25 protein-coding genes are annotated in these 24,610 nt (G+C 69.5%); 12 read left to right on the top strand and 13 right to left on the bottom strand.

Annotated elements, in window-relative coordinates:
• The first annotated feature begins 29 nt into the window (after positions 1 to 29).
• The 4 genes from M3B11_RS10570 (at position 30) to nadC (ending at position 4,606) form a co-directional block, all read left to right on the top strand.
• Positions 30 to 1,553, top strand: coding sequence for an OFA family MFS transporter (locus M3B11_RS10570; RefSeq protein ID WP_259877415.1), 1,524 nt, complete (start codon positions 30 to 32; stop codon positions 1,551 to 1,553).
• A 229-nt stretch (positions 1,554 to 1,782) separates the two neighbouring features.
• The gene (locus tag M3B11_RS10565; RefSeq protein WP_259877414.1) at positions 1,783 to 2,673 is read left to right on the top strand and encodes an NrtR DNA-binding winged helix domain-containing protein; all 891 of its coding nucleotides are present in this window, start codon (positions 1,783 to 1,785) and stop codon (positions 2,671 to 2,673) included.
• Between the two features lie 98 nt (positions 2,674 to 2,771).
• On the top strand, positions 2,772 to 3,749 hold the full coding sequence (gene nadA, locus M3B11_RS10560) for a quinolinate synthase NadA (RefSeq protein ID WP_259877413.1): 978 nt from the start codon (positions 2,772 to 2,774) through the stop codon (positions 3,747 to 3,749).
• Complete coding sequence (nadC, locus tag M3B11_RS10555; RefSeq protein ID WP_259877412.1) at positions 3,746 to 4,606, top strand: carboxylating nicotinate-nucleotide diphosphorylase; 861 nt, start codon at positions 3,746 to 3,748, stop codon at positions 4,604 to 4,606. The genes nadA and nadC overlap by 4 nt, the downstream gene beginning before the upstream one ends.
• 112 nt (positions 4,607 to 4,718) lie before the next feature.
• Here nadC and M3B11_RS10550 read toward each other — a convergent pair whose 3' ends face one another.
• The 6 genes from M3B11_RS10550 to glp are packed head-to-tail and all read right to left on the bottom strand — an operon-like array spanning position 4,719 to position 9,620.
• Entirely contained in the window at positions 4,719 to 4,841 is a 123-nt protein-coding gene (locus M3B11_RS10550) for a hypothetical protein (protein WP_259877411.1), read from the bottom strand.
• Positions 4,841 to 5,701 carry a formate dehydrogenase accessory sulfurtransferase FdhD gene (gene fdhD, locus M3B11_RS10545; protein ID WP_259877410.1) on the bottom strand — a complete coding sequence of 287 codons (861 nt, stop codon included), beginning with the start codon at positions 5,699 to 5,701 and terminating at the stop codon, positions 4,841 to 4,843. Before fdhD ends, M3B11_RS10550 begins: the two co-directional genes overlap by 1 nt.
• Positions 5,701 to 6,810, bottom strand: a complete 1,110-nt coding sequence (locus tag M3B11_RS10540) for a ThiF family adenylyltransferase (protein ID WP_259877409.1) — start codon at positions 6,808 to 6,810, stop codon at positions 5,701 to 5,703. The genes fdhD and M3B11_RS10540 overlap by 1 nt, the downstream gene beginning before the upstream one ends.
• Positions 6,807 to 7,847 (bottom strand): molybdenum cofactor biosynthesis protein MoaE, encoded by a 1,041-nt coding sequence (locus M3B11_RS10535; protein WP_259877408.1) that lies wholly within the window; start codon positions 7,845 to 7,847, stop codon positions 6,807 to 6,809. The genes M3B11_RS10540 and M3B11_RS10535 overlap by 4 nt, the downstream gene beginning before the upstream one ends.
• Positions 7,844 to 8,338, bottom strand: coding sequence for a cyclic pyranopterin monophosphate synthase MoaC (gene moaC / locus M3B11_RS10530; protein ID WP_259877407.1), 495 nt, complete (start codon positions 8,336 to 8,338; stop codon positions 7,844 to 7,846). Before moaC ends, M3B11_RS10535 begins: the two co-directional genes overlap by 4 nt.
• Positions 8,331 to 9,620, bottom strand: a complete 1,290-nt coding sequence (glp, locus tag M3B11_RS10525) for a gephyrin-like molybdotransferase Glp (RefSeq protein ID WP_259877406.1) — start codon at positions 9,618 to 9,620, stop codon at positions 8,331 to 8,333. Before glp ends, moaC begins: the two co-directional genes overlap by 8 nt.
• Positions 9,621 to 9,710: 90 nt before the next feature.
• Here glp and moaA point away from each other — a divergent pair, with 90 nt between their 5' ends.
• Positions 9,711 to 10,841: a GTP 3',8-cyclase MoaA gene (moaA, locus tag M3B11_RS10520; protein ID WP_259877405.1), complete on the top strand. Its 1,131-nt coding sequence runs from the start codon at positions 9,711 to 9,713 to the stop codon at positions 10,839 to 10,841.
• 2 nt (positions 10,842 to 10,843) lie between these two features.
• The gene (locus M3B11_RS10515; protein WP_217006801.1) at positions 10,844 to 11,152 is read left to right on the top strand and encodes a MoaD/ThiS family protein; all 309 of its coding nucleotides are present in this window, start codon (positions 10,844 to 10,846) and stop codon (positions 11,150 to 11,152) included.
• 9 nt (positions 11,153 to 11,161) lie between these two features.
• Here the strand turns inward: M3B11_RS10515 and M3B11_RS10510 are convergent, their stop codons facing one another.
• Positions 11,162 to 12,148: a YafY family protein gene (locus tag M3B11_RS10510; RefSeq protein WP_259877404.1), complete on the bottom strand. Its 987-nt coding sequence runs from the start codon at positions 12,146 to 12,148 to the stop codon at positions 11,162 to 11,164.
• 93 nt (positions 12,149 to 12,241) lie between these two features.
• Here M3B11_RS10510 and M3B11_RS10505 point away from each other — a divergent pair, with 93 nt between their 5' ends.
• Positions 12,242 to 12,847 (top strand): DinB family protein, encoded by a 606-nt coding sequence (locus M3B11_RS10505; protein ID WP_259877403.1) that lies wholly within the window; start codon positions 12,242 to 12,244, stop codon positions 12,845 to 12,847.
• A 27-nt stretch (positions 12,848 to 12,874) separates the two neighbouring features.
• Positions 12,875 to 14,107: a molybdopterin molybdotransferase MoeA gene (locus M3B11_RS10500; RefSeq protein ID WP_259877402.1), complete on the top strand. Its 1,233-nt coding sequence runs from the start codon at positions 12,875 to 12,877 to the stop codon at positions 14,105 to 14,107.
• A 133-nt stretch (positions 14,108 to 14,240) separates the two neighbouring features.
• On the opposite strand, the gene M3B11_RS10495 is transcribed toward M3B11_RS10500, so the two are convergent.
• From M3B11_RS10495 to M3B11_RS10470, 6 genes are all read right to left on the bottom strand, one after another.
• Positions 14,241 to 14,987 (bottom strand): IclR family transcriptional regulator, encoded by a 747-nt coding sequence (locus M3B11_RS10495; RefSeq protein WP_259877401.1) that lies wholly within the window; start codon positions 14,985 to 14,987, stop codon positions 14,241 to 14,243.
• A gap of 1 nt (position 14,988) precedes the next feature.
• Positions 14,989 to 16,374 carry a formimidoylglutamate deiminase gene (locus M3B11_RS10490; RefSeq protein WP_259877400.1) on the bottom strand — a complete coding sequence of 462 codons (1,386 nt, stop codon included), beginning with the start codon at positions 16,372 to 16,374 and terminating at the stop codon, positions 14,989 to 14,991.
• Positions 16,371 to 17,636 (bottom strand): allantoate amidohydrolase, encoded by a 1,266-nt coding sequence (locus M3B11_RS10485; protein ID WP_259877399.1) that lies wholly within the window; start codon positions 17,634 to 17,636, stop codon positions 16,371 to 16,373. Before M3B11_RS10485 ends, M3B11_RS10490 begins: the two co-directional genes overlap by 4 nt.
• The gene (gene hutH / locus M3B11_RS10480; protein WP_259877398.1) at positions 17,633 to 19,249 is read right to left on the bottom strand and encodes a histidine ammonia-lyase; all 1,617 of its coding nucleotides are present in this window, start codon (positions 19,247 to 19,249) and stop codon (positions 17,633 to 17,635) included. The genes M3B11_RS10485 and hutH overlap by 4 nt, the downstream gene beginning before the upstream one ends.
• Before the next feature lie 11 nt (positions 19,250 to 19,260).
• Entirely contained in the window at positions 19,261 to 20,478 is a 1,218-nt protein-coding gene (gene hutI, locus M3B11_RS10475) for an imidazolonepropionase (RefSeq protein ID WP_259877397.1), read from the bottom strand.
• 226 nt (positions 20,479 to 20,704) lie between these two features.
• The gene (locus tag M3B11_RS10470; protein WP_259877396.1) at positions 20,705 to 21,664 is read right to left on the bottom strand and encodes a hypothetical protein; all 960 of its coding nucleotides are present in this window, start codon (positions 21,662 to 21,664) and stop codon (positions 20,705 to 20,707) included.
• A gap of 270 nt (positions 21,665 to 21,934) precedes the next feature.
• On the opposite strand from M3B11_RS10470, the gene M3B11_RS10465 reads away from it, so the two are divergent.
• The 4 genes from M3B11_RS10465 to ribA all read left to right on the top strand — a co-directional run.
• Positions 21,935 to 22,792: an LPXTG cell wall anchor domain-containing protein gene (locus M3B11_RS10465; RefSeq protein ID WP_259877395.1), complete on the top strand. Its 858-nt coding sequence runs from the start codon at positions 21,935 to 21,937 to the stop codon at positions 22,790 to 22,792.
• 32 nt (positions 22,793 to 22,824) lie between these two features.
• A complete protein-coding gene (locus M3B11_RS10460) occupies positions 22,825 to 23,304 on the top strand; it encodes an SRPBCC family protein (protein WP_217006811.1) in 480 nt (159 codons plus the stop codon).
• Complete coding sequence (locus M3B11_RS10455) at positions 23,304 to 24,005, top strand: CDP-alcohol phosphatidyltransferase family protein (RefSeq protein ID WP_259877394.1); 702 nt, start codon at positions 23,304 to 23,306, stop codon at positions 24,003 to 24,005. The genes M3B11_RS10460 and M3B11_RS10455 overlap by 1 nt, the downstream gene beginning before the upstream one ends.
• 10 nt (positions 24,006 to 24,015) lie before the next feature.
• A partial coding sequence (gene ribA / locus M3B11_RS10450; protein ID WP_259877393.1) for a GTP cyclohydrolase II occupies positions 24,016 to 24,610 on the top strand: 595 nt, incomplete at its 3' end.

Below are 24,610 nucleotides of genomic sequence, written 5' to 3'. Positions count from 1 at the left end.
TGTCCCACCACTTTTGAAAGGCCTCCTCAGTGGGTGTTCTCGACCGCGAAGCCATCGTCGCTTCCCCCAAGTTCAATCGGTGGCTCATTCCCGCCGCGGCCCTGGCCATCCACCTGTGCATCGGCCAGGTGTACGCCTTCTCCGTCTTCAAAGCTCCGCTCATGGACCACTTCGCCGTGCGCGAGGTGGCCGTCGGCTGGATCTTCTCGCTGGCGATCCTCATGCTCGGGCTCTCCGCCGCCTTCGGCGGCACCTGGGTGGAGAAGGCCGGGCCGCGCAAGTCGATGGCGCTGGCCGGACTGTGCTGGGTCACCGGCTTCATCGTCGCGACCTTCGGGATCTCGACCGGACAGCTGTGGCTCGTCTACCTCGGCTACGGATTCATCGGCGGCATCGGCCTGGGCATCGGCTACATCTCTCCGGTATCGACGCTCATCAAATGGTTCCCCGACCGTCCGGGCCTGGCGACTGGCCTGGCGATCATGGGCTTCGGCGGCGGTGCGCTCATCGCCAGTCCGGCCTCGAACGCACTCATGGCCCACTTCGGCGGCGGGCCTGAGCCCGAGCAGCTCGTCAACGGCATCATCCCGACGTTCATCACCCTGGCGATCGTCTACGCACTCGTCATCACCGGCGGCGCCTACTGCATCCGCGTCCCGCATCCGGACTGGAAGCCTGCCGGCTGGGACCCCTCCAAGGTGAAGGAGAAGCCGATGCAGACGACGAAGAACGTCTCGGCGAACTCCGCGATCAGGACTCCGCAGTTCTGGCTGCTGTGGATCGTATTGTTCACCAACGTCACCGCCGGCATCGGCATCCTGGAGAACGCCGCGCCGATGATCCAGGACTACTTCCCGCAGATCACCGCGGCCGCAGCTGCCGGGTTCGTCGGCATGCTGTCGCTGACGAACATGGCTGGCCGGTTCGTGTGGTCGAGCCTGTCGGACTACATCGGGCGCAAGAACATCTACATCGTCTACCTCGGCCTCGGGCTGCTGCTGTACCTCGCGGTGGCCGTCGTCGGCGGCGGCTCGCTGTTCCTGTTCCTCATCGCAACCCTCATCATCCTGTCGTTCTACGGCGGCGGCTTCGCCACCATCCCGGCCTACCTGCGCGACCTGTTCGGCGTGTACCAGGTCGGCGCGATCCACGGCCGGCTGCTGACCGCCTGGGCGGCGGCCGGTGTGGCCGGCCCGCTCATCGTCAACCTCGTCGTCGAGTCGCAGGCTGCGGCCGGCAAATCCGGCCAGGATCTCTACAGCCTCTCGCTGTACATCATGGTCGGCGTGCTGGCCATCGGCTTCATTGCCAACGCGCTCGTCCGCCCGGTTAATGCCAAGCACCACGAGTCAGAGGAGGTCGTCGCCGCCGCGCAGGGCCGACCGGATCCGGACGCGGTGGCAGCCGAAGAGGCGCGGGCGCATATGCGCGATGAGGACGCGCAGAACGGCGGCTTCCACGCCACCACCGCCGTGGTTCTCGCCGGTGTCGTGTGCGCCAGCCTGCTCTACGGACTCGTGCAGACGGTCATCAAGGCCGCCGCGCTGTTCTGATCAATCAGCGTTCAGGCGGTTGACCTCGCCTGCTTCCGACGCCGAGGCGCGTCGCCGTGACGGTGTGCTCGAAATGCCTCATCCTGCCGAGGAAGCCCGCGGCACCGATGAGGACTCCAGTCATGGCGCCGATGCTGATGACGGTGACAGCATCCATGATCGAGTTGCGGATAACCTTCCGTAGAATCACTGGAGAACGCCTGCCGCACGCAGAGAGGGAGTCGAGACGATGAGCGCTGGCCAGTCCTACCTCGTCAGCGGCAACCTCGTCGCCGTCATCACCGCCGTGCGCGACGGCATTCCCTTCGCCCTCACCACCGGCGGCGGCTCCACTCTGCCGGCCGGTCCGCTGCAGCGCAGCCACCGCTCGATGCAGGAGGGCATGCGCGCGTGGGTGCTGCGCCAGACTGGCTGCGAGCTCGGCTACATCGAGCAGCTCTACACCTTCGCCGACCGCAACCGCGGCTCCGGTCCCGCCCTCGAAGTCTCCTACCTCGGGCTCACGACGATGGAACCCGGCGCCGAGGCGTGGCGCAGCTGGTACGAGTTCTTCCCCTGGGAGGACCGCCGGGACGGCTCCGAGGTCGTCGACGAGATCATCGCGCCGGCTCTCCGTCGTTGGGTTGAAGAGGCAGCTGACGACTGCCAGGACGGTCGTCGGGTGCGCTGTGAGGCGGCCTTCGGACTGGCCGGTCGACCGTGGCATCCGGATATGGCGCTGGCCCGCTATGAGCTGCTCTACGAAGCCGGTCTCGTGCCCGAGGCTGGCGCCGAGGATAGGGTGCCGGGCCGGGCGATGACCCCGCATCATCGGCGGATCCTCGCCAGCGGAATCGCCCGGCTGCGTTCGAAGATCCAGTATCAGCCGGTCATCTTCGAACTCCTCCCGGAGACTTTCACCCTCACCGGACTGCAGACTGCCGTCGAGGCGATCGCCGGTCAGGAGCTGCACACGCAGAATTTCCGCCGGCTCGTGGCCCAGCAGCAGCTCGTCGAGGACTCCGGTCAGGTCGCCTCCAGCACCGGTGGCAGGCCCGCCAAGCTCGTCCGGTTCCGCCGCAGCGTCTTCGATGAGCGCGCCGCAGCCGGCACGAAGCTGCCGATCCCCCGCGCGAAGTAGCCTCCAGCCCGCCCATGCTGACCAGCCGGTTTGCCCCCAGGCACCTTTATGCTCATACTGAGCATAATAAGTTCCGGCAATCCGAGCGAAGGAGCCGCATGCCGACCGTGACGATCGACACCGATGACCTGTACCAGCGCGTCGACTCCGTCATCCCCCGCATCGAGTGGGCGACGATGGAAGACGACATCGCCGCCATCTGGCGACTCAAGGAGGAGCGCAACGCCGTCATCCTCGCCCACAACTACCAGACCCCGGAGATCTTCCACGGGGTTGCCGACATCGTCGGGGACTCCCTGGCGCTTGCACGCGAGGCCGTGAGAGTCGATGCCGATGTCATCGTGCTCGCCGGTGTGCACTTCATGGCCGAGACCGCCAAGCTGCTGAATCCGGAGAAGACCGTCCTCGTCCCCGATCTGCGCGCCGGCTGCTCGCTGGCCGAATCGATCACGGCAGCCGACGTCCGCCAGCTCAAGGCGGACAATCCCGGCGTTCCCGTCGTCACCTACGTCAACACCTCGGCGGCGGTGAAGGCAGAATCGGACATCTGCTGCACCTCGGGCAATGCGAAAGCCGTCATTGAGTCCCTCGGCACCGACCGAGTCATCATGATCCCGGATGAGCACCTGGCGGCGAACATCGCTCGCGACTGCGGCGTCGAGGTCATCACGTGGCCGGGCCGCTGCGAGGTCCACGACCGGTTCACCGCCGCCGATATCGAGCAGGTGCGCCGCGATCACGAGGGCGTACTCGTCATGGCCCACCCGGAGTGCCCGCCCGACGTCGTGGCCGCCAGCGATATGGCCGGTTCGACCGCGCAGATGCTCGCCCACATCGCGCAGCAGCGGCCGAAGCGGGTCGCGCTCATCACCGAATGCTCGATGAGTGACAACATCGCCGCTGAGATCCGCGACGTCGAGATGATCCGGCCGTGCAATCTGTGCCCGCACATGAAGCGCAACTCGCTGGCCAACATCCGGGCCGCACTCGAGGGCATGCAGCACGAGGTGACGATCGACCCCGACGTCGCCGACCGCGCCCGCGCCGCCGTTGACCGGATGCTTGCGATCTCATGACCGGTGAGCTGGCTGCGCTGCCGAAGGTGATGATCGAAGATCTCGTCCGCAATGCGCTGTTAGAGGACTTCGGCCGCGCAGGCGACCTGACGACGACGGCGACGGTGCCTGCCGGGATGCGGGCGAGCGCTGTCCTTGCCGCGCGCCAGCCCGGGACGGTCGCCGGTCTCGACCTGGCCGCCCTCGCCTTCGAGCTGCTCGACCCCGCCGCCGAGGTGGTGGTCTCGAAAGGCGACGGCTGCCGGGTGGGTGCTGGTGAGGAGATCGCCACGATCACCGCCGATGCCCGCGCGCTGCTGAGCGGTGAACGGGTGGCCCTGAACTTCCTCGGGCATCTCTCCGGCATCGCGACTGCGACCGCCACGCTCGTCGATGCGGTCGATGGGAAGTGCGCTGTCACCTGCACTCGGAAGACGACGCCGGGGCTGCGGGCGATTGAGAAGTATGCGGTGCGCTGCGGCGGCGGGGTGAACCACCGCACCGGGCTCGACGATGCGGTCCTCATCAAGGACAACCACATCGCGCTGGCCGGCGGCGTGACGGCCGCAGTCGAGCAGGTGCTCGCCCAGGTCGGACATCTCGCCGCCATCGAAGTCGAAGTCGACACGCTCGATCAGCTGCGCGAGCTGCTGGAGTTCTCTGATCGCGTCGACGCGGTGCTGCTGGACAATATGGAGCCGGCTCAGCTGCGTGAAGCCGTGGAGCTCATCGACGGCCGCCTGACAGCAGAGGCCTCGGGGCGCATCACCGTCGAGACAGCTCCCGCGATCGCTGAAACCGGCGTCGATCTCATCTCCGCCGGTTGGCTGACCCACTCAGCGGCCGTGCTCGACATCGGGCTCGACATCCAGGTGTGAAGCCAATCGTCATTGAGTACCACATCGACGCTCATGGATGTTGCAGTCAACGACTATGAAACGGCCGATCCATCGTCATTGAGTACCACATCGGCGTTCATGGATGCTGCAGTCAACGGTGATGTGCTTGCAGCTCGACCTCGAAACCGTCGTCATTGACGAGGCAGGCAGCGTGGATGTACTCACCACCGGCGTGCGAGTGCTCGGCAGCTGCTGTGGTGATCGCGTCGGACATCACGGCTGCCCCTCCTTCAGTCGCAGCTCGTGGGAGTAGGCGTTGAAGGTGGTGCCGCGGTTGAAGCCGATGACCGTGACACCGAGTTCGCGACCGAGGTCGACGGCGAGCGCGGAGGGTGCCGAGACTGCTGAGAGCATCGGGATGCCGGCCATCGCGGCCTTCTGCACGAGTTCGAAGGAGGCCCGGCCCGAGACCTGCAGGACAGCCCGGTCAGCCGGCAGCAGCTTCTGCTCCAGGGCCCAGCCGAGGACCTTGTCGACGGCATTGTGCCGGCCGACGTCCTCCCGCAGGACCAGCAGCTCCGGTGCCCCGTCAGCCTCCCCCACCTCGGGAGCGGCGAACAGGGCTGCGGCATGCACCCCGCCGGTGGCATCGAACAGACTCTGGTGCGACCGCAGGAGCTCGGGCAGGGCGAGCACTGCGGATGGATTGATGAACCCGGGTTCCGGCGCGGTGACGGGATAGGCGGATTCCTTGCGGACGGCTTCGATCGAGGCGGTGCCGCAGATGCCGCAGGCACTCGAGGTGTAGACCTGGCGGGCACCGTAGGTCTCGCGGTCCCACACGCCAGGCTGCAGGCGGACGGCGGCAACGTTGTAGTTGCGGCTGCCATCGGGGTCGAGCCCGGAGGCGAAGTCGATCTCGACGATGTCGGCCATCGACGTGATGACGCCTTCGCTCAGCAGGAAACCGGCGACGAGCTCGACGTCGTCCCCGGGGGTGCGCATGGTGACGGTGAACTGCTCGCCGTCGAGGCGGACTTCCAGCGGCTCCTCACCGGCGAGTGCATCGGCGCGGGCGCGAACCTCGCCGGAGGCGTCGAAGCGATGGACGCGAGAGCGGACGACCCGGCGCATCACAGCCCCTCGTCGAGGTGCTTGTACCAGGCGTCGATCCCGCCGGTGAGGTGCTTGACCTGGGCGCCGGACTGCAGGAGGACGCGGGCGGCGGCCTGGGAGCGGGCGCCGGACTTGCAGTACAGCACCACCTCGGCGTCAGAGGACTTCGCCTCGTCGATGAGTTCAGCAACCGCCTCGCTGCCGGCGGGAGGTTTCTCGGTGAACTCGCCGACCGGGATGAGGCGGGCACCGGGGATGATCCCGGTTTCAGTCTCATAGGGTTCGCGCACATCGACGAGCACGAGCGGGCGTCCCTGCACTTCGAGCGCGTCGACCTCCTCCTGCAGCTGGGTGCAGTTGAGGGCGGGCACGAGGTCGAAACCCACCTCGGCGGCGGTGGCCGGGCGGCGGACGGCCGGGTTGGCGCGCAGCGGCAGCCGCTCCCAGCCGGCAGTGCGCATGTCGTAGATGAGCACGGCGCCGATGAGCGGCCGACCGAAGTCGAGGATGAGCTTGAGCGCTTCACCGGCCTGGGCGACGCCGAGGATGCCGGGGACCACCCCGAGCACGCCGGCCTCCGCGCAGCTTGGGATCGCCCCGGGTGCTGGCTGGCTCGGCAGCAGGTCGCGGTAGACCGGACCGCGGGAGCCGTGGAAGACGCTCAGCTGCCCGCCGGTCGTCAGCACCGAGGCCCACACGTGCGGGATGTCGGCGACCGTCGTGGCATCGGAGACGAGGTAGCGGGTGTCGAAGTTGTCCGCCCCGTCGATGACGATGTCATAGCCGCTGATGATCTCGTACGCGTTGCCGGCGTCGAGGCGGATCGGGTGCATCTCGACGGTGACGTTGGGGTTGAGCGCGTTGACCGTCGCGGCAGCCGAGACGGTCTTCTCGATGCCGACGTCGGCGGTGGTGTGCAGTATCTGCCGGTGCAGGTTCGACAGTTCGACCTCATCGTCATCGACGATGCCGATCGTACCGACACCGGCGGCAGCGAGATACAGGGCTGCCGGCGAGCCGAGCCCACCGGCGCCGATGACGAGCACGCGCGCCCGGCCGAGCGCATGCTGGCCGGCGACCCCGACACCAGGGACGGTGATCTGCCGCGCATAGCGGGGGTGGCTCATGAGCCGATCCCCACCCAATCGTGGCCGCCGGTCGCGTAGTGCTGCTGCTTCCAGATCGGCACCTCGGCCTTGATCCGGTCAACAAGTTCGGCGCAGCAGGCGAACGCCTCACGCCGGTGAGCGGCGGCGACCGCGACTACAAGTGCGTCCTCACCGACAGCCAGGCTGCCGATCCGGTGGGCAGCCCAGATCCGCACCCCACCGGACTCAGCCGCGAACTCCTCAGCGACAGCCGCGCAGGTCGCGGCGAAGATCTCACCGGCCTGCGGGTGGGCGGTGTAGTCAAGCCCGGTGACGTCGTCGCGGCCGGAGTCGTGGTTGCGGATGACCCCGCGGAAGCTCGCGACCGCGCCCATCTGCGGGCTCAGGACCGCCGCGGCGGCGTCGTCCGTGAGAGGGTCCTCGGTGATGGATGTGTGGACGACTCCGGTTGCCGGTCCCGAGGCGGGGGCCGGCTGAGGAGGGTGGCGGTGGGAGTCGTCGTGGTCGCGGACGTCTGCAAGCTGTGCCTGCAGGTGGTGGAGGACGGAGTCGAGGACGGTGATGCCGTCGCGCACTCCGCCGGGCGAGCCGGGCAGATTGCAGATGAAGGTCTGCCCGCACAGCCCGGCCCTCCCGCGGCTCATCATCGCCTCATCGAGCTTCTGCAGACCATAGGCCCACAGCGCGTGCATGATGCCGGGGGCGGGCCGGTCGATGAACTCAGCCGTCGCCTCGGGGGTGGTGTCGTCGCTGTTGGTGCCGGTCCCGCCGGTGGTGAAGATGAACCGCGGGCGTTCGCCTGCCGGCAGGTCGACGAGCAGGCGATGCAGTGCCGTGCGCACCGGCTCGCCGTCGGCAACGACGATCGGCTCGGGCACGCGGTAGCCGTGGCCGGTGAGCCACTCGGCCAGCAGCGGCCCGGTCGTATCAGCGGCTCGACCTTCGGCGGCGGCGGTCGAGACGACGATGACGGCAGCCCAGTCACCGGTCCCGAAGTCCGGCCTGCGCTTGACGCGACGGCCAGGCTGGAAAGCGAACTCATCAGCCCTGCTCATGTGCGGCCTCCCTCCTCATCAGCTGCGCGGTGAAAGTCGCCGGTCTTGCCTCCGGTCTTCGCGACGACGCGGGCGGTGGTGATCTCGGCAGCCCTGTCGAGGGCTTTGATCATGTCGTAGACGGTCAGGGCCGCGACCGAGGCGGCGGTCAGGGCCTCCATCTCGACTCCGGTGACCGCGGTGGTCTTGACACGAGTGCGGATGTGCACGCCGGCCGGCAGCCGGGTGAAGTCGACGGTGACACCGCTGATGGGCAGCGGGTGGCACAGCGGCACGAGCTCAGGGGTCTTCTTCGCGGCCATGATCCCGGCGACCCGGGCCACGGCGAGCACATCGCCCTTCGGAGCGGTGCCTGCAAAGATCTGCTCGACGACCTCCGCGGTGGTGGTGACCACCGCCTCGGCGGCGGCGCTGCGGGCAGTCACCGGCTTGGCCGACACATCGACCATATGGGCGGTGCCGTCGGCGCGGACATGGCTGAGCTCACTCACCGTGGGCCTCCTCAAGCGGCAGAATCTGGACGGTGGACCCGGCTGGGACGACCTCGTCACCAGCCGGGATGCGGATGAGTGCGGTGGCCTGTGCGGCCCCGGCGAGCAGGTGGGAGCCGGTGCCGGAGAAGGCGGCCGCGGTGGTGTGACCGGTCTCGTCGGTGTGCCAGGTGCCCCGCCGGATCTGCTCCCGGCGGGCCAGCGGCGTGACGTCGGCGGACAGTGCGGCCGGCTGCCAGCGGTGGGCGGAGGTGCACCGGTAGCCGGCGGCCAGCGCTGGCCGCAGGAACATCTCGGCTGAGACCCAGGTGCTTACGGGGTTGCCGGGGAAGCAGATGATGACCGCGCCCGAGGTGTGGGTTCCGAGTCCCTGCGGGCCGCCGGGCTGCATAGTCACCGATCCGAAGGCGGCGCAGCCTTCGAGTGCCTGGCGGATGACTTCGTAGCGGCCGGCGCTGATCCCGCCGGAGGTGATGATGAGATCAGGCGCGTGGGCGGCGACATCGGCTTCGAGGACGGCAGCGAAGTCGGCGACAGTGTCGGAGATGAGCCGGGAGGCGGCGACGGCGACGCCGTTGCGGTCCAGCCAGGCGGCGAGCATCGTGAGGTTCGCGTCGTACAGGGCACCCGGCGGCAGTGGGGTGGTGCCCGGGGCGCTCACTTCGTCACCGCCGGTGTAGATGACGGCCCGCGGCCTGGCGTGGACTGCCGCTTCGGTCTGCCCGAGTGCGGCGATGGTGCCGAGGCCCGGGACGGTCAGGCGGGTGCCGGCGGCCAGCAACAGGGCCCCGGCGCGGGCATCAGAGCCGGTGGGACGCACGAATGTCCCGGCTGACACCTCGGGCACGGTGATCTGACCGGCCGTCACGGCGGCGTCGAAGCTCGTCGCGTCGGTGTCTTCGATCGGGATGACCGCGTCGGCCCCGGCGGGGATCGGGGCGCCGGTCATGATCGGGGCGGCCTGAGCTTCCGGCAGCGGGTCGGGCCAGTGGCCTGCCGGAATCATCGGAGCCAGCGGCAGGGTGGCCGGCGTGTCGGCTGCGCGGAGGGCGAAGCCGTCCATCTGGGAGTTGTCGAAACCGGGCAGGTCGCGGTTGGCGGTGACATCTTCGGCAAGCACCCGGCCGGCGGCTGCCGTCAGCGGCAGGGTTTCGGTGCGCACGCGCTCCCCGCCATCGGTGCGCGCACTGGCCTGGGCGGCCACCGCCTCGGTGACGGCACGGATGTGGGCGGTGATCGAGCGTGCACCCGTCGCCGGCCAGCCGTCTGCACTCGTGGTCATGGACTCAAGCCTAGTGCCCGAAGCTCCACGCCCGGTGGACGCCGCGGGCCTTTCTAGCCGAGACACATGCGCCGTTGCTAGACTCGATGCATGTCTGTTGAGCTGGGACTTCCCACCGTCAGGCCCACTGCTGGCAGCGTCGCCGCGTCGCTGGCCCGCCGGGCCGCCGATGCCCCTGCCTCCGGGCCGCTGCTCGACCAGTTCGGCCGGACCGGCACCGACCTGCGCATCTCCCTGACAGACAAATGCAATCTGCGCTGCACCTACTGCATGCCCGCGGAGGGCATGAACTGGATGCCGCAGGAGAGGCTGCTCACCGCTGCCGAGGTGGGGCGTCTTGTGCGCATCGCTGTGCGCGACCTCGGGGTCACCCAGCTGCGACTGACCGGGGGCGAACCGCTCATCCGACCCGACCTGGAGACGATCATCGCCGGCATCCGCGCCGAACACGCCGCACTGCCGATCGCGATCACCACCAACGGCATCGGCTTGGCTGCTCGCGCAGCGAAGCTCGCTGAGGCCGGACTGTCGCGGCTCAACATCTCCCTCGACACGATCGACGCAGACACCTACGCGAAGCTGGCCCGCCGGGACCGGCTCACCCAGGTGCTCGACGGCATCGATGCCGCCCAGGCCGCCGGGCTGTCACCGGTGAAGATCAACGCAGTGCTGATGCGCGGGGTCAACGACGACCAGGCCGCAGAGCTGCTCGACTTCGCGCTGGCCCGCGGGCTGGAGCTGCGGTTCATCGAGCAGATGCCGCTCGACGGGGATCACGGTTGGACGCGGGCGAACATGGTCACCGCCGAGGAGATCCGCACCCAGCTGAGCGCTCACTGGGATCTCGTCGCCGACGACGTCCCCCGTGCCGGCGCCCCAGCTCAGCGGTGGCGGGTCTACCCGCACGCAGCCACCACCTCGGGACCGGCCGGCGAGCCGCTGGGCCGGGTGGGGATCATCGCCTCGGTGACCGAGCCGTTCTGCGGCGACTGCACCCGCACCCGCATCACCGCCGAGGGCAAGATCCGCTCATGCCTGTTCTCCCATGAGGAGTTCGACCTCTCGCTGCTGCTGCGCTCGGATGCCGATGACGCAGCCGTCGGGCAGGCGTGGCGGCAGGCGATGTGGCTCAAGCCGCGCGCCCACGGGATGGGCCGGCCGGGCCTTGACAGCGACGAGTACGTCCAGCCGGAGCGCTCGATGAGCGCGATCGGAGGGTGAGGATGGATCAGCAGCACACCGCGCCCGAGGAGGGGGACGGCAGGGAGGTCACCGTCCGGTACTTCGCCGCCGCCCGGGCTGCCGCCGGCGGGATCGCCGAAGAGCAGGTGCCCCTTGACGAGCCGGTGAGCCAAGCGCAGCTCTTCGAGCTGCTGGCCGAACGGCACCCGGACCCGCCAACCGGGGAGCCGGCGCTCAAGACGGTGCTGGCGGAGAGCTCGAGCTTCGTCGACGGATTCGTCGTGCTCGACGGCACACTCATCAAACCTGGTCAGCGTGTCGATGTGCTGCCGCCGTTCGCCGGCGGATGAGGTTTCGGCCTAGTCAGGGCGGCGGTGTGAGGCGTCTGCTGCGGTCGCGGCGAGGCGTTCGAGTTCGGTCCGGGCTTCCGGCGGGCCGGTGATGGTGAAGGGCACGTCGAGGCTGAGCAGATAGAGCAGCAGCCAGCGTAAGCTTCCGGTGCCGGCGCCGATGCGCACGCGGCAGCGGGAATCATCGATCGCCTCGACGGTGCCGGATCGGCCCGGGAAGCGCTCGGAGACCTCAGCGGCAGGTGCCTCGACGATCGCGGTGACCATGACCTCATAGACCGCGGCGGTCACCTGCTGGCGAACGAACTCGACCGGGTCGGTGACCGCTGGTGCGCTGCTGTGCGGGATGAAGCCGAAGGTCGTCTGATGCACCTCGGTGATGCGGTCGAGCCGGTAGGTCCGCCATCCATCTGCCCGGGAGGTGTCGTGCCGGTGGGCGACGAGGTACCAGTGGCTGCCGAAGACGACGAGGGCATACGGTTCGACACGACGTTCGACGGTGGTCTCACCGCGGGTGTGGTGGATGTCGGCAAGGCAGCCGGCGGCGATCGCGCGGGCGAGTCCAGCGATTCTGGCCAATGGCACCTGGGGTTCATTGCCGGCTGCGGCGTGGATCGCGGCCGCGGCCCGGTCGACTTCGGCGGCGAGCGGGCCGGGCAGCACTGCGGCGAGCTTCGCACTGGTGGTGGCGACTGCACCGCCGCGTTCGTGCACGCCAATGCTGGTGAGTGAGCCGAGGGCGAGTGCCAAGGTGAAAGCCTCATCGGCGGTGTACTGCAGCGGCGGCAGGGTGACGCCACCGGGGCTGATGTATCCGCCGCCAGGCCCGGTCGAGGCTTCGATGCGGTAGCCCGATTCGCGCAGAGCGGCGATGTCGCGGCGCACCGAGCGCTCGGAGGTGCCGAGGGCCGCGGCCAGCTCGGCAGAGGTGGCGGCACGGCCCGTGGCGAGCAGGCCGAGCAGATCGAGGGTGCGCTGATCAGTGCGGCGGGACATGCTTTCAATCGTAGCGATATAGCGGTCAGAAGGTGGCCGGAATAAGCCGGATCCTGGTGGTGAACCGCTACCCATTCGACTGAAAGAGTCATCATGCCGTTCGCCGCCCCACCGGTCCAGACCGAGACCGAAAGCCTCGTCACCTTCGCCCAGCAGCAGCTCCGCCAGCTGCGCAGCACGGCCCTCAACCTCACCTGGGAGCAGGCCACCGCCACACCGCTGCCGAGCAGCCTGTCGATCGCAGGGCTCGTCGCGCACAGCGTGCAGGTCATCCACGGCTGGTTGGCCGCAGCTCAGCGGGCACCAGAGATGATCCCGCTGGAGGAGTACACGCATATCACCGCCGGCACCGGGCTGCCGGAAGGTTCTTTCTCCGGCTGTGAGGTGCCGGAGGGGATGAGCCTGGAGAAGCTGCTCGGGCTGCTCGACGACCGGATCGATGAGCTGGCTGACGTGATTCCGTGGCTCGACCTCGATCTGGCGTTCCCGAATCCGGCACCGCAGTACATGCCGTCCGAAAGCTACAGCAACCGGTGGGCGGTGAATCACATCATCACCGAGGTCGCACGTCATGCCGGGCATGCCGACCTCATCCGTGAGGCGATCGACGGCGCGACGGCCTATGAGCTGAACTTCTACGCCGACGGTGGCACCCCGGAACAGTGGGCCGAGCAGGCCGCTGCGTGGGGAATCGAGTGAGGTTCGGCAGCATGTGAGAATGAGGCCATGACCCACCCGGATTGGCAGCAGGCGACCAGCATCGCCGCTCATGCTGGTGCTTCCACGCCCCAGCCGGTCGAGTCGCTGCCGCTGGCCGAGTGCCTGGGCCGGGTGCTCGCTCACACGGTGACAGCCGGCCGCGAGATCCCGCATTTCGACTCCTCGGCGATGGACGGCTTCGCCGTGTCCGGCCCACCTCCCTGGCAGCTCGAGGCGAGCACCGCCTCAGGAGCGGATGCCCACGCCGCGTCCGGCGCCCGTGCGTTGACAGCAGGGTGGGCGCGTCCGATCCTCACCGGCGGCGCAGTGCCGGCAGGCACCACGAGCGTCGTGCGCTCCGAACACACCGAGGTGATGGGAGCCGACGCGGCCGGACAGACCGTGCTGCGGCTGCGCCCTGATGCCCCGGCAACGGATCTGGCGCCGGCGCGCAACATCCGGCGAGCCGGCCGAGAGACCCGTGCCGGTGAGGTGCTGCTGGAAGGCGGGCGGGTGCTCTCACCGGCCGATCTGGCCTATGCGGCCGTTGCCGGGCTCGATGCGCTGCCGGTGTGCAGGCGGCCGCGGGTGGCGCTGCTGATGACTGGAGACGAAGTCATCACCTCAGGTCAGCCAGTACCCGGGCAGGTGCGCGACACGTTCGGACCGGCGCTGCCGGGGCTCGTGGCGGGCCTGGGCGGAGACGTGATCGACGTACGGCGGATCGGCGACGACGCGCAGGCGACCCGGATCGCACTCCACGCGGCGCTGGCTGCCGCTGATGTCGTGCTCACCACCGGCGGGACTGGGCATTCGGATGCCGATCATGTCAGGCGGGAGTCGGCACGATTGGCCAGTGAGCTGCTGTTCCCGGAGCTGGCGATGCGGCCAGGGCATCCGACGACGTTCGCGCAGCTCGGTGGGCACTCGGGGGCCTGGCATGTCGGGCTGCCGGGCAATCCGCTGGCGGCGATGACAGCGATCCGGGTCGTCGTCGAACCGCTGCTGTGTGGGATGCTCGGAAAGCCGCTGCGGGCGGCACACCCGGTGGAGATGGCCCTCGAGGTGCGGCCGGTGCGCGTGAGCACACTCATGCCGGCCCGCCAGCGCTCCGACGGCCGGTGGGAGCCCTGCGATGCCCGGGGGTCGAACATGCTGCGCGGGCTCACCGAGGCTGACGGGCTGCTCGCGGTGCCGACTGCGGGTCTGTGCGCCGGTGAGCAGGCTCAGGTGCTCGACCTGCCGTGGTCGCAGGGGTGACGGTTCGTCCGTCTGCGCTGCCCCGGAGAGGCAGGTCGTTCTACGAGCAGACGCCGTCACCGCGAGGCACCGCATCAGCGTGAACAGCCGTCCGTCCTGGTCATCAGATGACGCTGGCCTTTCAGCCGGCGTGTCAGCGCAGCCGTGAGGTGATCGTATCGGCCGCAGCCGTGACACGGTCTCTGACTTCGCGTACCCGCGCATTGCTCTGCTCAGCATCGGGGATGCTGACGCCGACGCCGGCGACCGGGCGGTCAAGCACATCGAAGACGGGCGCGGCGATCGTGCACACGCCTGGGGTGATCTCCCCACGTTCGAGAGCGTAGCCCTGCTGGCGAGTCTCGGCGAGCTGGCTGAGCAGCTGCCGCATCGAGGTGGGCCCGGCGCCGGTGCGGGAGACGAAGACGTCCTCGCCGCTGAGCAGTGCGAGCACATCGCGTTTGGGCAGCGCGGACATGATCGCTCGGCCCGTGGCGGTCAGGTAGGCCGGCATCCGCACGCCGGTCGCGGTGATGACGGCCACGGATTCGACCGACTGCTCCTTGAGCACGTAGACGGTCTCCCAGCCGCGCAGCACCGCCAGCTGCGCAGTCCCGCGGGTCGCCTCGGCGAGCTGGCGGATGATCGGGGCCGACAGCCGCTGCAGCGGGTTGGCCCGCACATAGGCGCTGCCGAGTTCGGACACGCCGGCACCGAGCATGTACCCGCCACCGGTCTTCGCCACCAGCCCGAGTTCTTCGAGCACCGAGAGAATCTCATAGATCGACGAGCGCGGGATCGACAGCGAGCGCGCCATCGCACCTGCGGTGATCGGCCGGTTCGATCCGGCCAGCGCGCGCAGGATCGCGACAGCGCGGCGCAGGGCTGGAACTTCGGCCATCTCAGTCTCCGAAGTCGAAGGCCCGGTAGGCCTCCCGGTAGAGCTCGCCCACTGGCCCGAGGCTCGTGTGCACGCCGTTCTCAGCGACGAGCCGGCCGGCGGAGAACACGTGGGTGACATCGGCGGCGGTGCCGGCGAGCATGATCTGCTCGCCTTTGGATCCGTAGGTGCGCGGGGTGTCGGCGGCGATGACGGCGATGTCGGCCGGCTGGCCGACGGTCAGTCCCGCGCCCGAGGCGGTGGTGGCCGCGGCGTTCGAGTCGCCTAAGTGCAGGGACCGGCTGCCGCCGGAGGTAAGTGCGGCGAGCAGTTCAGCAGGGCTGAAGCGGCCGCGCTGGCCGGAGCCGAGTCGTTCGCCGGCTTCGAGTCCGCGCAGCTCCAGCAGCGGGTCGAGGGTGACGTGCTGGTCGGAGCCGAGGCTGATGACCGCACCGGCGTCAGCGAGGGCGCGGGCCGGGCCGATGCCGTCGGCCAGGTCGGCTTCGGTTGTCGGGCACATGACGATCGTGGAGGCGGCGCTGCCGAGCAGTTCGATGTCCGCGTCGGTCAGGTGGGTGGCGTGGACGGCCGAGAGCCGGTCGGTCACGACGCCTGCGTCAGCGAGCAGCTGCGTGGGGGTCTTGCCGTAGGCCTGCCGGCAGGCATCGTTCTCGGCTGGCTGTTCGGACAGGTGGACATGCAGCGGGCCGTCGAGTGCGGTGAAAGCCGACAGAGCTGCGGCGGGTACGGCGCGCACTGAGTGGATCGCAGCACCGAGGGTCACTCCCCCCACGGTGGCATGGGCCGGGAAGTCAGCGGCCAGCATCTCGGCCAGGCCGGAGTGACGCTGCAGGTAGCCGTCGATCGTGCCGTCGCCGAAGCGCTGCTGCTCTGCATTGAGGTCTTCGCCGATCGCGCCGGTGAGGTAGCAGGTGTCGAGGAGGACGAGCCGGATCCCGGCATCAAGCGCGGCCTGGGCGAGGGCGCGCTCCATCGCGTGCGGCTCAGCATAGGGTGTGCCGCCGGGGGCGTGGTGGACGTAGTGGAACTCGCCGACGGCCGTGTAACCGGCGGTGACCATCTCGGCGTAGATGGCGCGAGCGGCCCGGTAGTAGTTCTCAGGGTCGAGCTGGCCGGCCACCCGGTACATCACCTCGCGCCACGTCCAGAAGGTCCCTCCGTCACCGTGGGTGCGTCCGCGCAGCAGCCGGTGGAAGGCATGGGAATGGGCGTTGACGGCTCCGGGGATCGCAAACCCTGCCACCTGGTCCACTGCCGCGGGAACGGAAGGGTCTGCACCCTCCTCGAGCGCGGTGATGATGCCGTCATCGTCGATGCTGACGCGCACATCGCGCGCGTACCGGCCCGGGGCCAGCCAGGCGGCCTCGAAGTGCAGCGTGCGGGTCATGATGCCGTGCCGTTGTCGAGGCCGTGGGTGAGTTCGGCGGCGAGCACATCGGCCAGTGCCTTCGCGCCGGAGCGGGCGTCGTCGTCTTCACAGGCTTCTTCCGGGGCGTGCGAGACGCCGGTGGGGTTGCGCACGAACAGCATCGCCGAGGGCACATGCGCGGCGAGGATGCCGGCGTCGTGGCCGGCACCGGTCGGCAGCAGCGGCGCCTCGGGCAGCACAGCGCGCAGCCGGTCGTTGAGCTCGCGGTGGAAGTACGTCGTCGGCGAATAGGATTCGCGGCTGACATCGAGGCTGACCTCGATGCCGTTGTCCCGCGCACCCGCACCGGCGGCCTCGGCGGCACGCTCGCGGCCGCGGCTGGTGATCGCGTCGAGGACTTCTGCGACGACGTCATCGGAGTCGTGGCGGATGTCGAACCAGAAGTCCATCGCCGAGGCGATGACGTTCGTGCCGCCGGGGTGGATCGAAGTCCGTCCGACCGTCGCGACGGCCTGGTCGAACCCGTCGGCCAGTGCCGGGATGTCGCCGATGAGGCGGCTGGCGGCGGCGACCGGGTCGGCGCGGTGGGTCATCGGGGTGGTGCCGGCGTGGTTGCCCTGGCCGGTGAAGCGGAAGTGCCAGCGGCCGTGACCGACGATCGAGGAGCCGATCGCCACCGGCTGATCGGTGTTGATGAGCCCGACACCCTGTTCGACGTGGAGTTCGATGAACGAGCCGATCTGCGCGATCCGGTCCGCATCGGCACCCATCCGCTGCGGGTCGAGGTCGTAGCGGGTGACGACCTCGGCGAGCGTGTCGCCGTTCTGGTCAGTCAGGGCGAGCGCATCATCAGCGGCGACGGCGCCGGTGAGCAGCCGGGAGCCCAGGCAGGCGAGCCCGAACCGAGAGCCCTCCTCCTCCGGGAACACGGCAAGCGCGAAGGGTCGGGTCGGCTGGTCGAAGGTGCCGCGGGAGGCGAGCTCATCGTAGGCGGCCAGCGCCGAGGCGACGCCGAGGGGGCCGTCGAACTGGCCGCCGCCGGGCACCGAGTCCAGGTGGGAGCCGGTGATGACGGCGTTGTCGCCGGGCGCGGTCGCCCACGCCCACACGATGCCATTGGCGTCGATCTCGACGTCGAGGCCGCGGCGCTCGGCTTCAGCGACGAACCAGTCGCGCAGCTCGCGTTCGACCGGCGAATAACCCGGGCGCAGATAGCCGGGACCGCGCGGGTCGGTGCCGACGTCCTCGATCTGCCGCATGAGCGAGGTGACGTCTGTCATGCGTCCTCACTCCGTGCGGCGTCCTGGCTCCGGCCGGTGAGCACGGTGCCGTCAGTGTCGGTGAGCGTATGGGCCAGCGGTGCGACCGCCTCGGCAGCGGCGCTCGCACGGCCGGAGGCGACGAGCTCGATCGCCTCAGCCAGCTCTGGTGAGAGGAAGCGGTCCGGGCCGGGGCCGGGCACGGTCTCACGCAGCAGGCTGATGACCGCGCCGGTGACGGCGGCCGGGTCGTGTTCGCGCAGATCGGTGGCGCGGGCGGCTGCGTAGAGTTCGATGCCGAGCACGGAGGCGAAGTTCGTCACTGCGGTGCGCAGTTTCCGCGCAGCCGACCAGCCCATCGACACGTGGTCCTCCTGCATCGCAGACGACGGGATCGAGTCGACGCTGGCAGGGGTGGCCAGGCGCTTGAGCTCGGAGACGAGCGCGGCCTGCGTGTAGTGGGCGATCATCAGCCCGGAGTCGACCCCGGCGTCATCGGCGAGGAACGGCGGCAGACCCTCATTGCGGGCCACATCCATCATCCGGTCGGTGCGGCGTTCGGCGATGTTGGCCGCATCGGCGACGGCGATGGCGAGGAAGTCGAGTGCGTGGGCGAGCGGGGCGCCGTGGAAGTTGCCGTTGGAGGACACCGAGCCGTCGGGCAGCACGACCGGGTTGTCGATCGCTGCCCGGAGTTCGCGGGCGGCGACCTGGGCGGCGTAGGCGGCGGCGTCGCGGGCCGCACCGGTGACCTGCGGGGTGCAGCGCAGCGAGTAGGCGTCCTGCACGAGGTGGGTGGAGTCGCGGTGGCTGGCGACGATCGGGGACTCGTGCAGGGCGGTGAGCATGTTCGCCGCCGAGGCAGTCTGGCCCGGTTGCGGGCGCAGCGGCTCGTGCAGATCGGGCATGAACACCCGGTCGGTGCCCAGCTGCGCTTCGACGCTCATCGCCGCGGTGAGGTCGGCGGTGGTGAGGAGGTTCTCGATGTCGTGCAGGGCGAGGATGAGCATGCCGAGCATGCCGTCGGTGCCGTTGACGAGCGCCAGACCCTCCTTCTCGGCCAGTTCGAGCGGTTCGATGCCGGCTGCGGCGAGGGCATCCGCGGCCGAGGCGGTGGTGCCGTCGGGTGCGTGGACTTCGCCTTCGCCCATCGCCACGAGGGCGCAGGCCGACAGGGGTGCGAGGTCGCCGGAGCAGCCGAGTGAGCCGTATTCGTAGACGACCGGGGTGATGCCGGCGTTGAGGATCGCGACGTAGGTGTTGAGCGTCTCCAGGCGCACGCCGGTGCGGCCGGTGGCCAGGGTGCGGGCGCGCAGCAGCATGAGGGCGCGGACGACTTCGCGTTCGACGGGGGTGCCGACGCCGGCGGCATGAGAGCGGATGAGCGACTTCTGCAGCTGGGCGCGCATATCGTGCGGGATGTGGCGCTGGGCAAGCGCACCGAAGCCGGTCGAGACGCCGTAGACCGGGCGCGGCGCCTCTGCCAGCGCCTCGACTGCGGCACGGTTGGCGGCCACGTTCTCAGCCACTGCCTCGGGAACGGTGACCTGCGCGTCGTGGCGGGCGACGGCGACGACGTCAGCGAACGTCAGCGCATTGGGTTCGAGTGCGACGGTGGGGGTGTCAGCGGTCATGTGGGTGCCTTTCACGATGGGTTGGCGGCGATCGGGCGGCCGGCGCGGTAGACCTGGCCGATGAGATTGACGCCGGGCCGGTAGGCCAGGTGGCGGTAGCTGGGGGCGGTGAGGATGGAGAAGTCAGCGCGCGCCCCGGGGCTGAGCCGGCCGACGTCCGTGCGGTCGAGGGCGGCGGCGCCGCCGGCGGTGGCCGACCAGACGGCCTGTTCGACGGTGAAGTGCATATCGCGCACGGCCAGGGCGATGCAGAAGGGGATCGAGCTGGTGAAGCACGAGCCGGGGTTGCAGTCGCTGGCGATCGCGACGGTGACGCCGGCGGCGTGGAAGCGGCGGGCGTCCGGATAGGGCTGGCGGGTGGAGAACTCGACGCCGGGCAGCAGGGTGGCCACGGTGCCGGCCTCGGCGAGGGCTGCGAGGTCCGCGTCCGAGGCGAAAGTCGCATGGTCGGCAGACGCGCAGCCGTGTGCTGCGGCCAGCTGCAGGGCGCCACTGGCGGTGAGCTGGTTGGCGTGCAGGCGCGGACGCATCCCGGCAGCGACGCCGGCGTTGAGGATGCGGGCAGTCTGGTCTTCGGTGAAGGCACCCTCTTCGCAGAACACGTCGATCCACTTGGCCTTGCCGGCGGCGGCCGGGATGATCTCGTCGATGACGAGGTCGACGTAGCGCTCGGGGTTGTCTTTGTGCTCCGGCGGGACGACGTGGGCGGCGATGAGGGTGGATTCATCGGTGTGGCGGTTGATGATCTCCAGCTGGCGGATCTCGTCCGCCAGCGTGAGGCCGTAGCCGGTCTTGATCTCGAACGTCGTGGTGCCGGAGTGCTCGGCCTGGCGCATGAGCGTCGTGAGGTTGTCTTCGAGTTCGGCGTCGCTGGCTGCGCGGGTGGCGGCCACGGTGGTGGCGATTCCGCCGGCGGAGTACTTCTGACCGGCCATCCGAGCGGCGAACTCGGCGGAGCGGTCGCCGGCGAAGATGAGGTGGTTGTGGCTGTCGACGAAACCGGGGATGACCGCGCCGCCGGCTGCGGAGATCGTGGTGGCGCCGGCGGGGGCCTGGTCGGCGGGTCCAACCCAGCGGACGGTGTCGCCGTCGATGAGCATCGCGGCGTCGGTGATGATGCCGAGGCGTTCATAGCCGTCCGGCGCCGAGGCGGCGGCCGGGCCGGCAGCTGCGGCTGACGGGTCGTTGGTCACGAGCTCCGAAATGTCGGTCACGAGAATGGTGCCCATGGTTTCCCTTCTGCACTGGCCGGCGGCGTCATCGCCTGAGCCATTCGGCGTCTGGCCGCGTGGGTGGCGCGCACACGGCAGTCGTCTTCAGGGTGCCACTGTGAGCGGGCTCGGGGCACCGGACTCACGTCATTATTGTCCGGTATTTCGGATTCGGGAACCCGGCGCGTGGCCGCGACGGATCCTTCGAGCCACGTACTTCAGGGCCGCGTCGGGCTCCTGCGATTCACGCCCGGCGGCGTCCGGCCAGGGCTGCGGCGGCACCGATGCCGACGAGCGCCAGTCCGAAGCCCAAGCCGAGGGCGACGTCGGAACCGGTGCGCGGCAGCGACTTCCCGTCATCATCGCGCGGCGGGCCAGGCCGGTCGTCCTCGCGCGGCGGACCCGGCTGATCGGTCGGCTCGCCGGATGGACGCGGGGCATCGGACTCTGTGGCGGTGGCGGTCGGAGCCGGGGCCTCGGTCTCCGTCGGCGTCGGCGGCGGGGTCTCTGTGTCGGTGGCCGTTGGAGTCGGCGACGGGGTTTCGGTATCCGTCGGCGATGGCGATGGAGTCTCGGTGTCAGTCGGAGTGGGTGACGGAGTCTCCGTGTCGGTCGGGGTGGGCGACGGGCTCGGCGCCTGCGGGATGACTGCGAGGTTGTGCAGGAACATCGCTCGCTGCGACTCATTGCCGCTCTCAGCGGGCAGGCGGTGCAGAATCTTCACATCATGGACCTCACCGACATCACCGGTCAGCTCAATCGCCGGGCCGACGCGGCGCAGGTTCGGGTCGCCGTCATAAGGCTCACCATCAGCGAAGAGATCGCCGAACCGGTACTCGTCGGACTCAACACCATCGACGACGATCGTGATGAGGAAGTCGCTCGGGTTGCCGCGCGAGGCCGTGAGCTCGGTGAGATCGCGCACGGCGATGACGACGTCGAGATGCTGCACATTCGTCGTCGAATGCCGGATCAGCGTGGTCTTCGTATTGGGATTCCCGCCCGGCCTGACGCTGATGCCGTCATTGCTGCGCGGAGCATACCCGTCGGGCTCGATCTGCGTGAATGTCTGACCGTCAGCGGAGTAGGTGACCTCGGAGTTGGCGACACCGGGCTCCGCCAGCGCCGGACTCGGCAGCATCGCCATGAGCACAGCCAAAAGCACTGCACCCAGGGTCGTGAATGTGGATTTCAGCGTCGCCATCGCAGTCTCCGATCGTCGCGCAACTCAGACGAGGAGCGCCACGACTGAAACTGGTGCACCAGCGTGACGCCGGTCATGTGCGGCGCTAGCAGCAATGCGGAGCTCATTCACATCGGCTACCGGAAGCTATCGCACATGCATCTTTACACCTTTGTCTACTCATCAGATGCGGAGAAAGATGTTGTAGTGGGCGTTGCGCCCACCCATCACCACATCCGCAGCGGCTGCTGCCGCCTCGGGAAGACAATGCAAGGAAGCACCCACATCATCATGCACAAGATCCCCGCACTGCCCGCAGCCGGCGCGCTCGCCGCAGCCCCCTTCGTCGGTTCCGCTGCAGCCCACGCCGCCGACCCGGCCGACACCTCGGGCCCGGAGCAGGAGCAGAAGCGCGAGCTGACCTTCGCGCTCACGTCTCAGACGATCAAAGACGACTCGACCTACGGGCTTGTCGAGGAGTACCGGTTCGACGTCACGAACTCCGGCGATGTGCCCACCGATGGCACGCTGCGCGCCTTCAACGACAAGGACGAGAACTACATCGACGACGAGGGTCAGGAGATGTGGCTGGCCTGCGATTGGATCTTCCCCGGCCTGGAGCCCGGCCGCACGATTACCTGCACGATGCAGGTGCGCATCGTCGATTCCGAGCTCACCGCCGGCAAGACCGACCCGCAGCAGGTCCACTTCCGCGGCTTCAAGGGCCAGGAGAAGGCGTTCGCTGGCTTCACCACCGCATCGCTGCCGATCCCGGCGGAGTTCCTGCCCGAGGATGACGCCGATGACGACTCCGGTACCGAGGAGCAGCCCGGTGACGACCGCGACGACGAGGCCACCGCACCGGAGGACACCCCGGCACCGGAAGACGAGGCGACGGATGATGACAGCGCCGGCGACGAGAACACCGGTGAGGAACCCGACGGCGCGGCAGACGAGGACGAGAAGTCCGATGACGCGCAGGCCGGCTCCGAGGACTCGAAGAAGTCCGGCGATGCCAAGCGCGCCAGCGGCACCCTGCCGCGCACCGGCAGCGAAACCGCCGCGCTGGCAGCCGGCGGTGCCGCACTCCTCGTCGTCGGCGGCGCTGCCGTTGCGGTGACGATGCGCCGCCGCACCGCCCGCAGCTGAGCAGCCCCCGCGTCCCGGCATAGGCTGGGACGATGACCCTCACAGCGCCGCGTCGGTACCGGTTCGTCTCACAGTGGCAGATCCCAGCTGAGACTCACCGGTGCTGGCAGGCGCTGTGTGCTGTTGACGGCTGGTCTGCCTGGTGGCCCGGTGTGCGCACGGCACAGCTGTTCGCTGCAACCGGCGCGATCGCCCCGGGCACCCGCGCCCGGGTGGTCGTCGGCAGCCCGCTGGGCTTCCGCCTCGATCTGCTGCTCACGCTCACGTCCGTCTCCGCCCCGCATGCCGCGCAGCTGGCGGTCAGCGGTGACCTGAGCGGCACCGGGACGTGGCGTGCCGTGCCCGAGGCGGCGGGCACCCAGATGACGTTCGAGTGGGCGGTGTCCTCGCGCCGGTTCGCGGTCAACGCCTGCAGCCCGCTCGCCGGCTGGGCGCACCGGCACGTCATGGCCGCAGGTGAGCGCGGGCTGGAGGCCCGCCTGTCCCCTGGCACACGGTCAGGTGGGTGCTGATGCAACGGCTGATCGTCATCCTCATCCTCACGGTCGCACTCGTCACGGCCGGGTGGCTGGCCGCCTCACCGGTGCCGGTCATCCTGACTGCCGGCGCCGGGATCCTCGGCGCGTGGCCGGTGCTCGTCCCCCGCGAGCCGGCCACCGCCTCGGCAACGGGCAGCGGCTGGCACTGGGCCGACTGCGTCACCTGCGTGCGGCTGGGCATGCTGCTGGTCGTCATCGCCGCGATCGCCGTGCACCCGGGCCCGGGTTTCGGGTGGCTGGCGGTCGGAATCGCGATCCCGATGCTCGCCCTCGACCTCGTCGACGGGCTCATCGCCCGGGCGACCGTCACGACTGCCGCCGGTGCCCGCTTCGATGAGCGGGTCGACGCGACCGTCGTGCTCGTGCTCGCCGCAGCGCTCGTGCCGCTCTACGGCGCCTGGTGCCTCATCAGCGGGCTGGCGCACTTCGCGTTCCGGGCCGGTGCCGCGCTCCGGCCGGCCTGGAAAGGCGAGCTGCCGCCGTCGTGGCGACGCAAGACGGTGGCGGCCTTCCAGGGCCCGCTGCTGCTGGCTGCCGGTTCCCCGCCGGGCCTGGCGGTGCCGGCATTCGGGTGGGTGTGCGCGGTCGCGGCGGTGGCAAGTCTCCTTGTCTCCTTCGCCCTCGACATCATCGCCCTCGAACGCGGTCGTGCCGCTGGCGGCAACCCGGCCTAGACTGTCATCCATGGCTATCTCCGAATCCGGCGCCACGCTTCACCAGCGGGCACGCACGATGCTGCCCACCGATCACGGCGTCTTCACCACCTACGCCTTCGACGCCGCCGGCACCACGCATGTCGCGATGGTCGCCGGCGATCCGTCTGCTGCGACCGCCCCGCTCGTGCGGATGCACAGCGAGTGCCTCACCGGCGATGCGCTGGGCTCGCATCGCTGCGACTGCGGCGACCAGCTGCAGGCGGCGCTGGCCGCAATCGCCGACGCCGGCTGCGGCGTGCTGCTCTACCTGCGCGGACATGAGGGCCGCGGCATCGGGCTCGGCCCGAAGCTGGAGGCTTATGAGCTGCAGGATGCCGGGCTCGACACCGTCGATGCCAACCGGCGCCTCGGCCTGCCTGATGACGCTCGTGACTACACCGCCGCCGCCCAGATGCTCGAAGCCCTCGGCATCACCCGGGTGCGGCTGCTGTCGAGCAATCCGACGAAGGCCGCCGCGCTCGAAGCGCTCGGCATCGAGGTGACCGAGCGGCGGATGCTCCCGGTCGCCGACCGGCCGGAGAACGCAGGCTACCTCGACACGAAGCGCCGCCGGATGCACCACG

The sequence above is a fragment of the Brevibacterium sp. p3-SID960 genome (genome assembly GCF_025144725.1).
Classification (GTDB): Bacteria; Actinomycetota; Actinomycetes; order Actinomycetales; family Brevibacteriaceae; genus Brevibacterium.
This window is presented reverse-complemented; position numbering and strand designations above follow the sequence as displayed.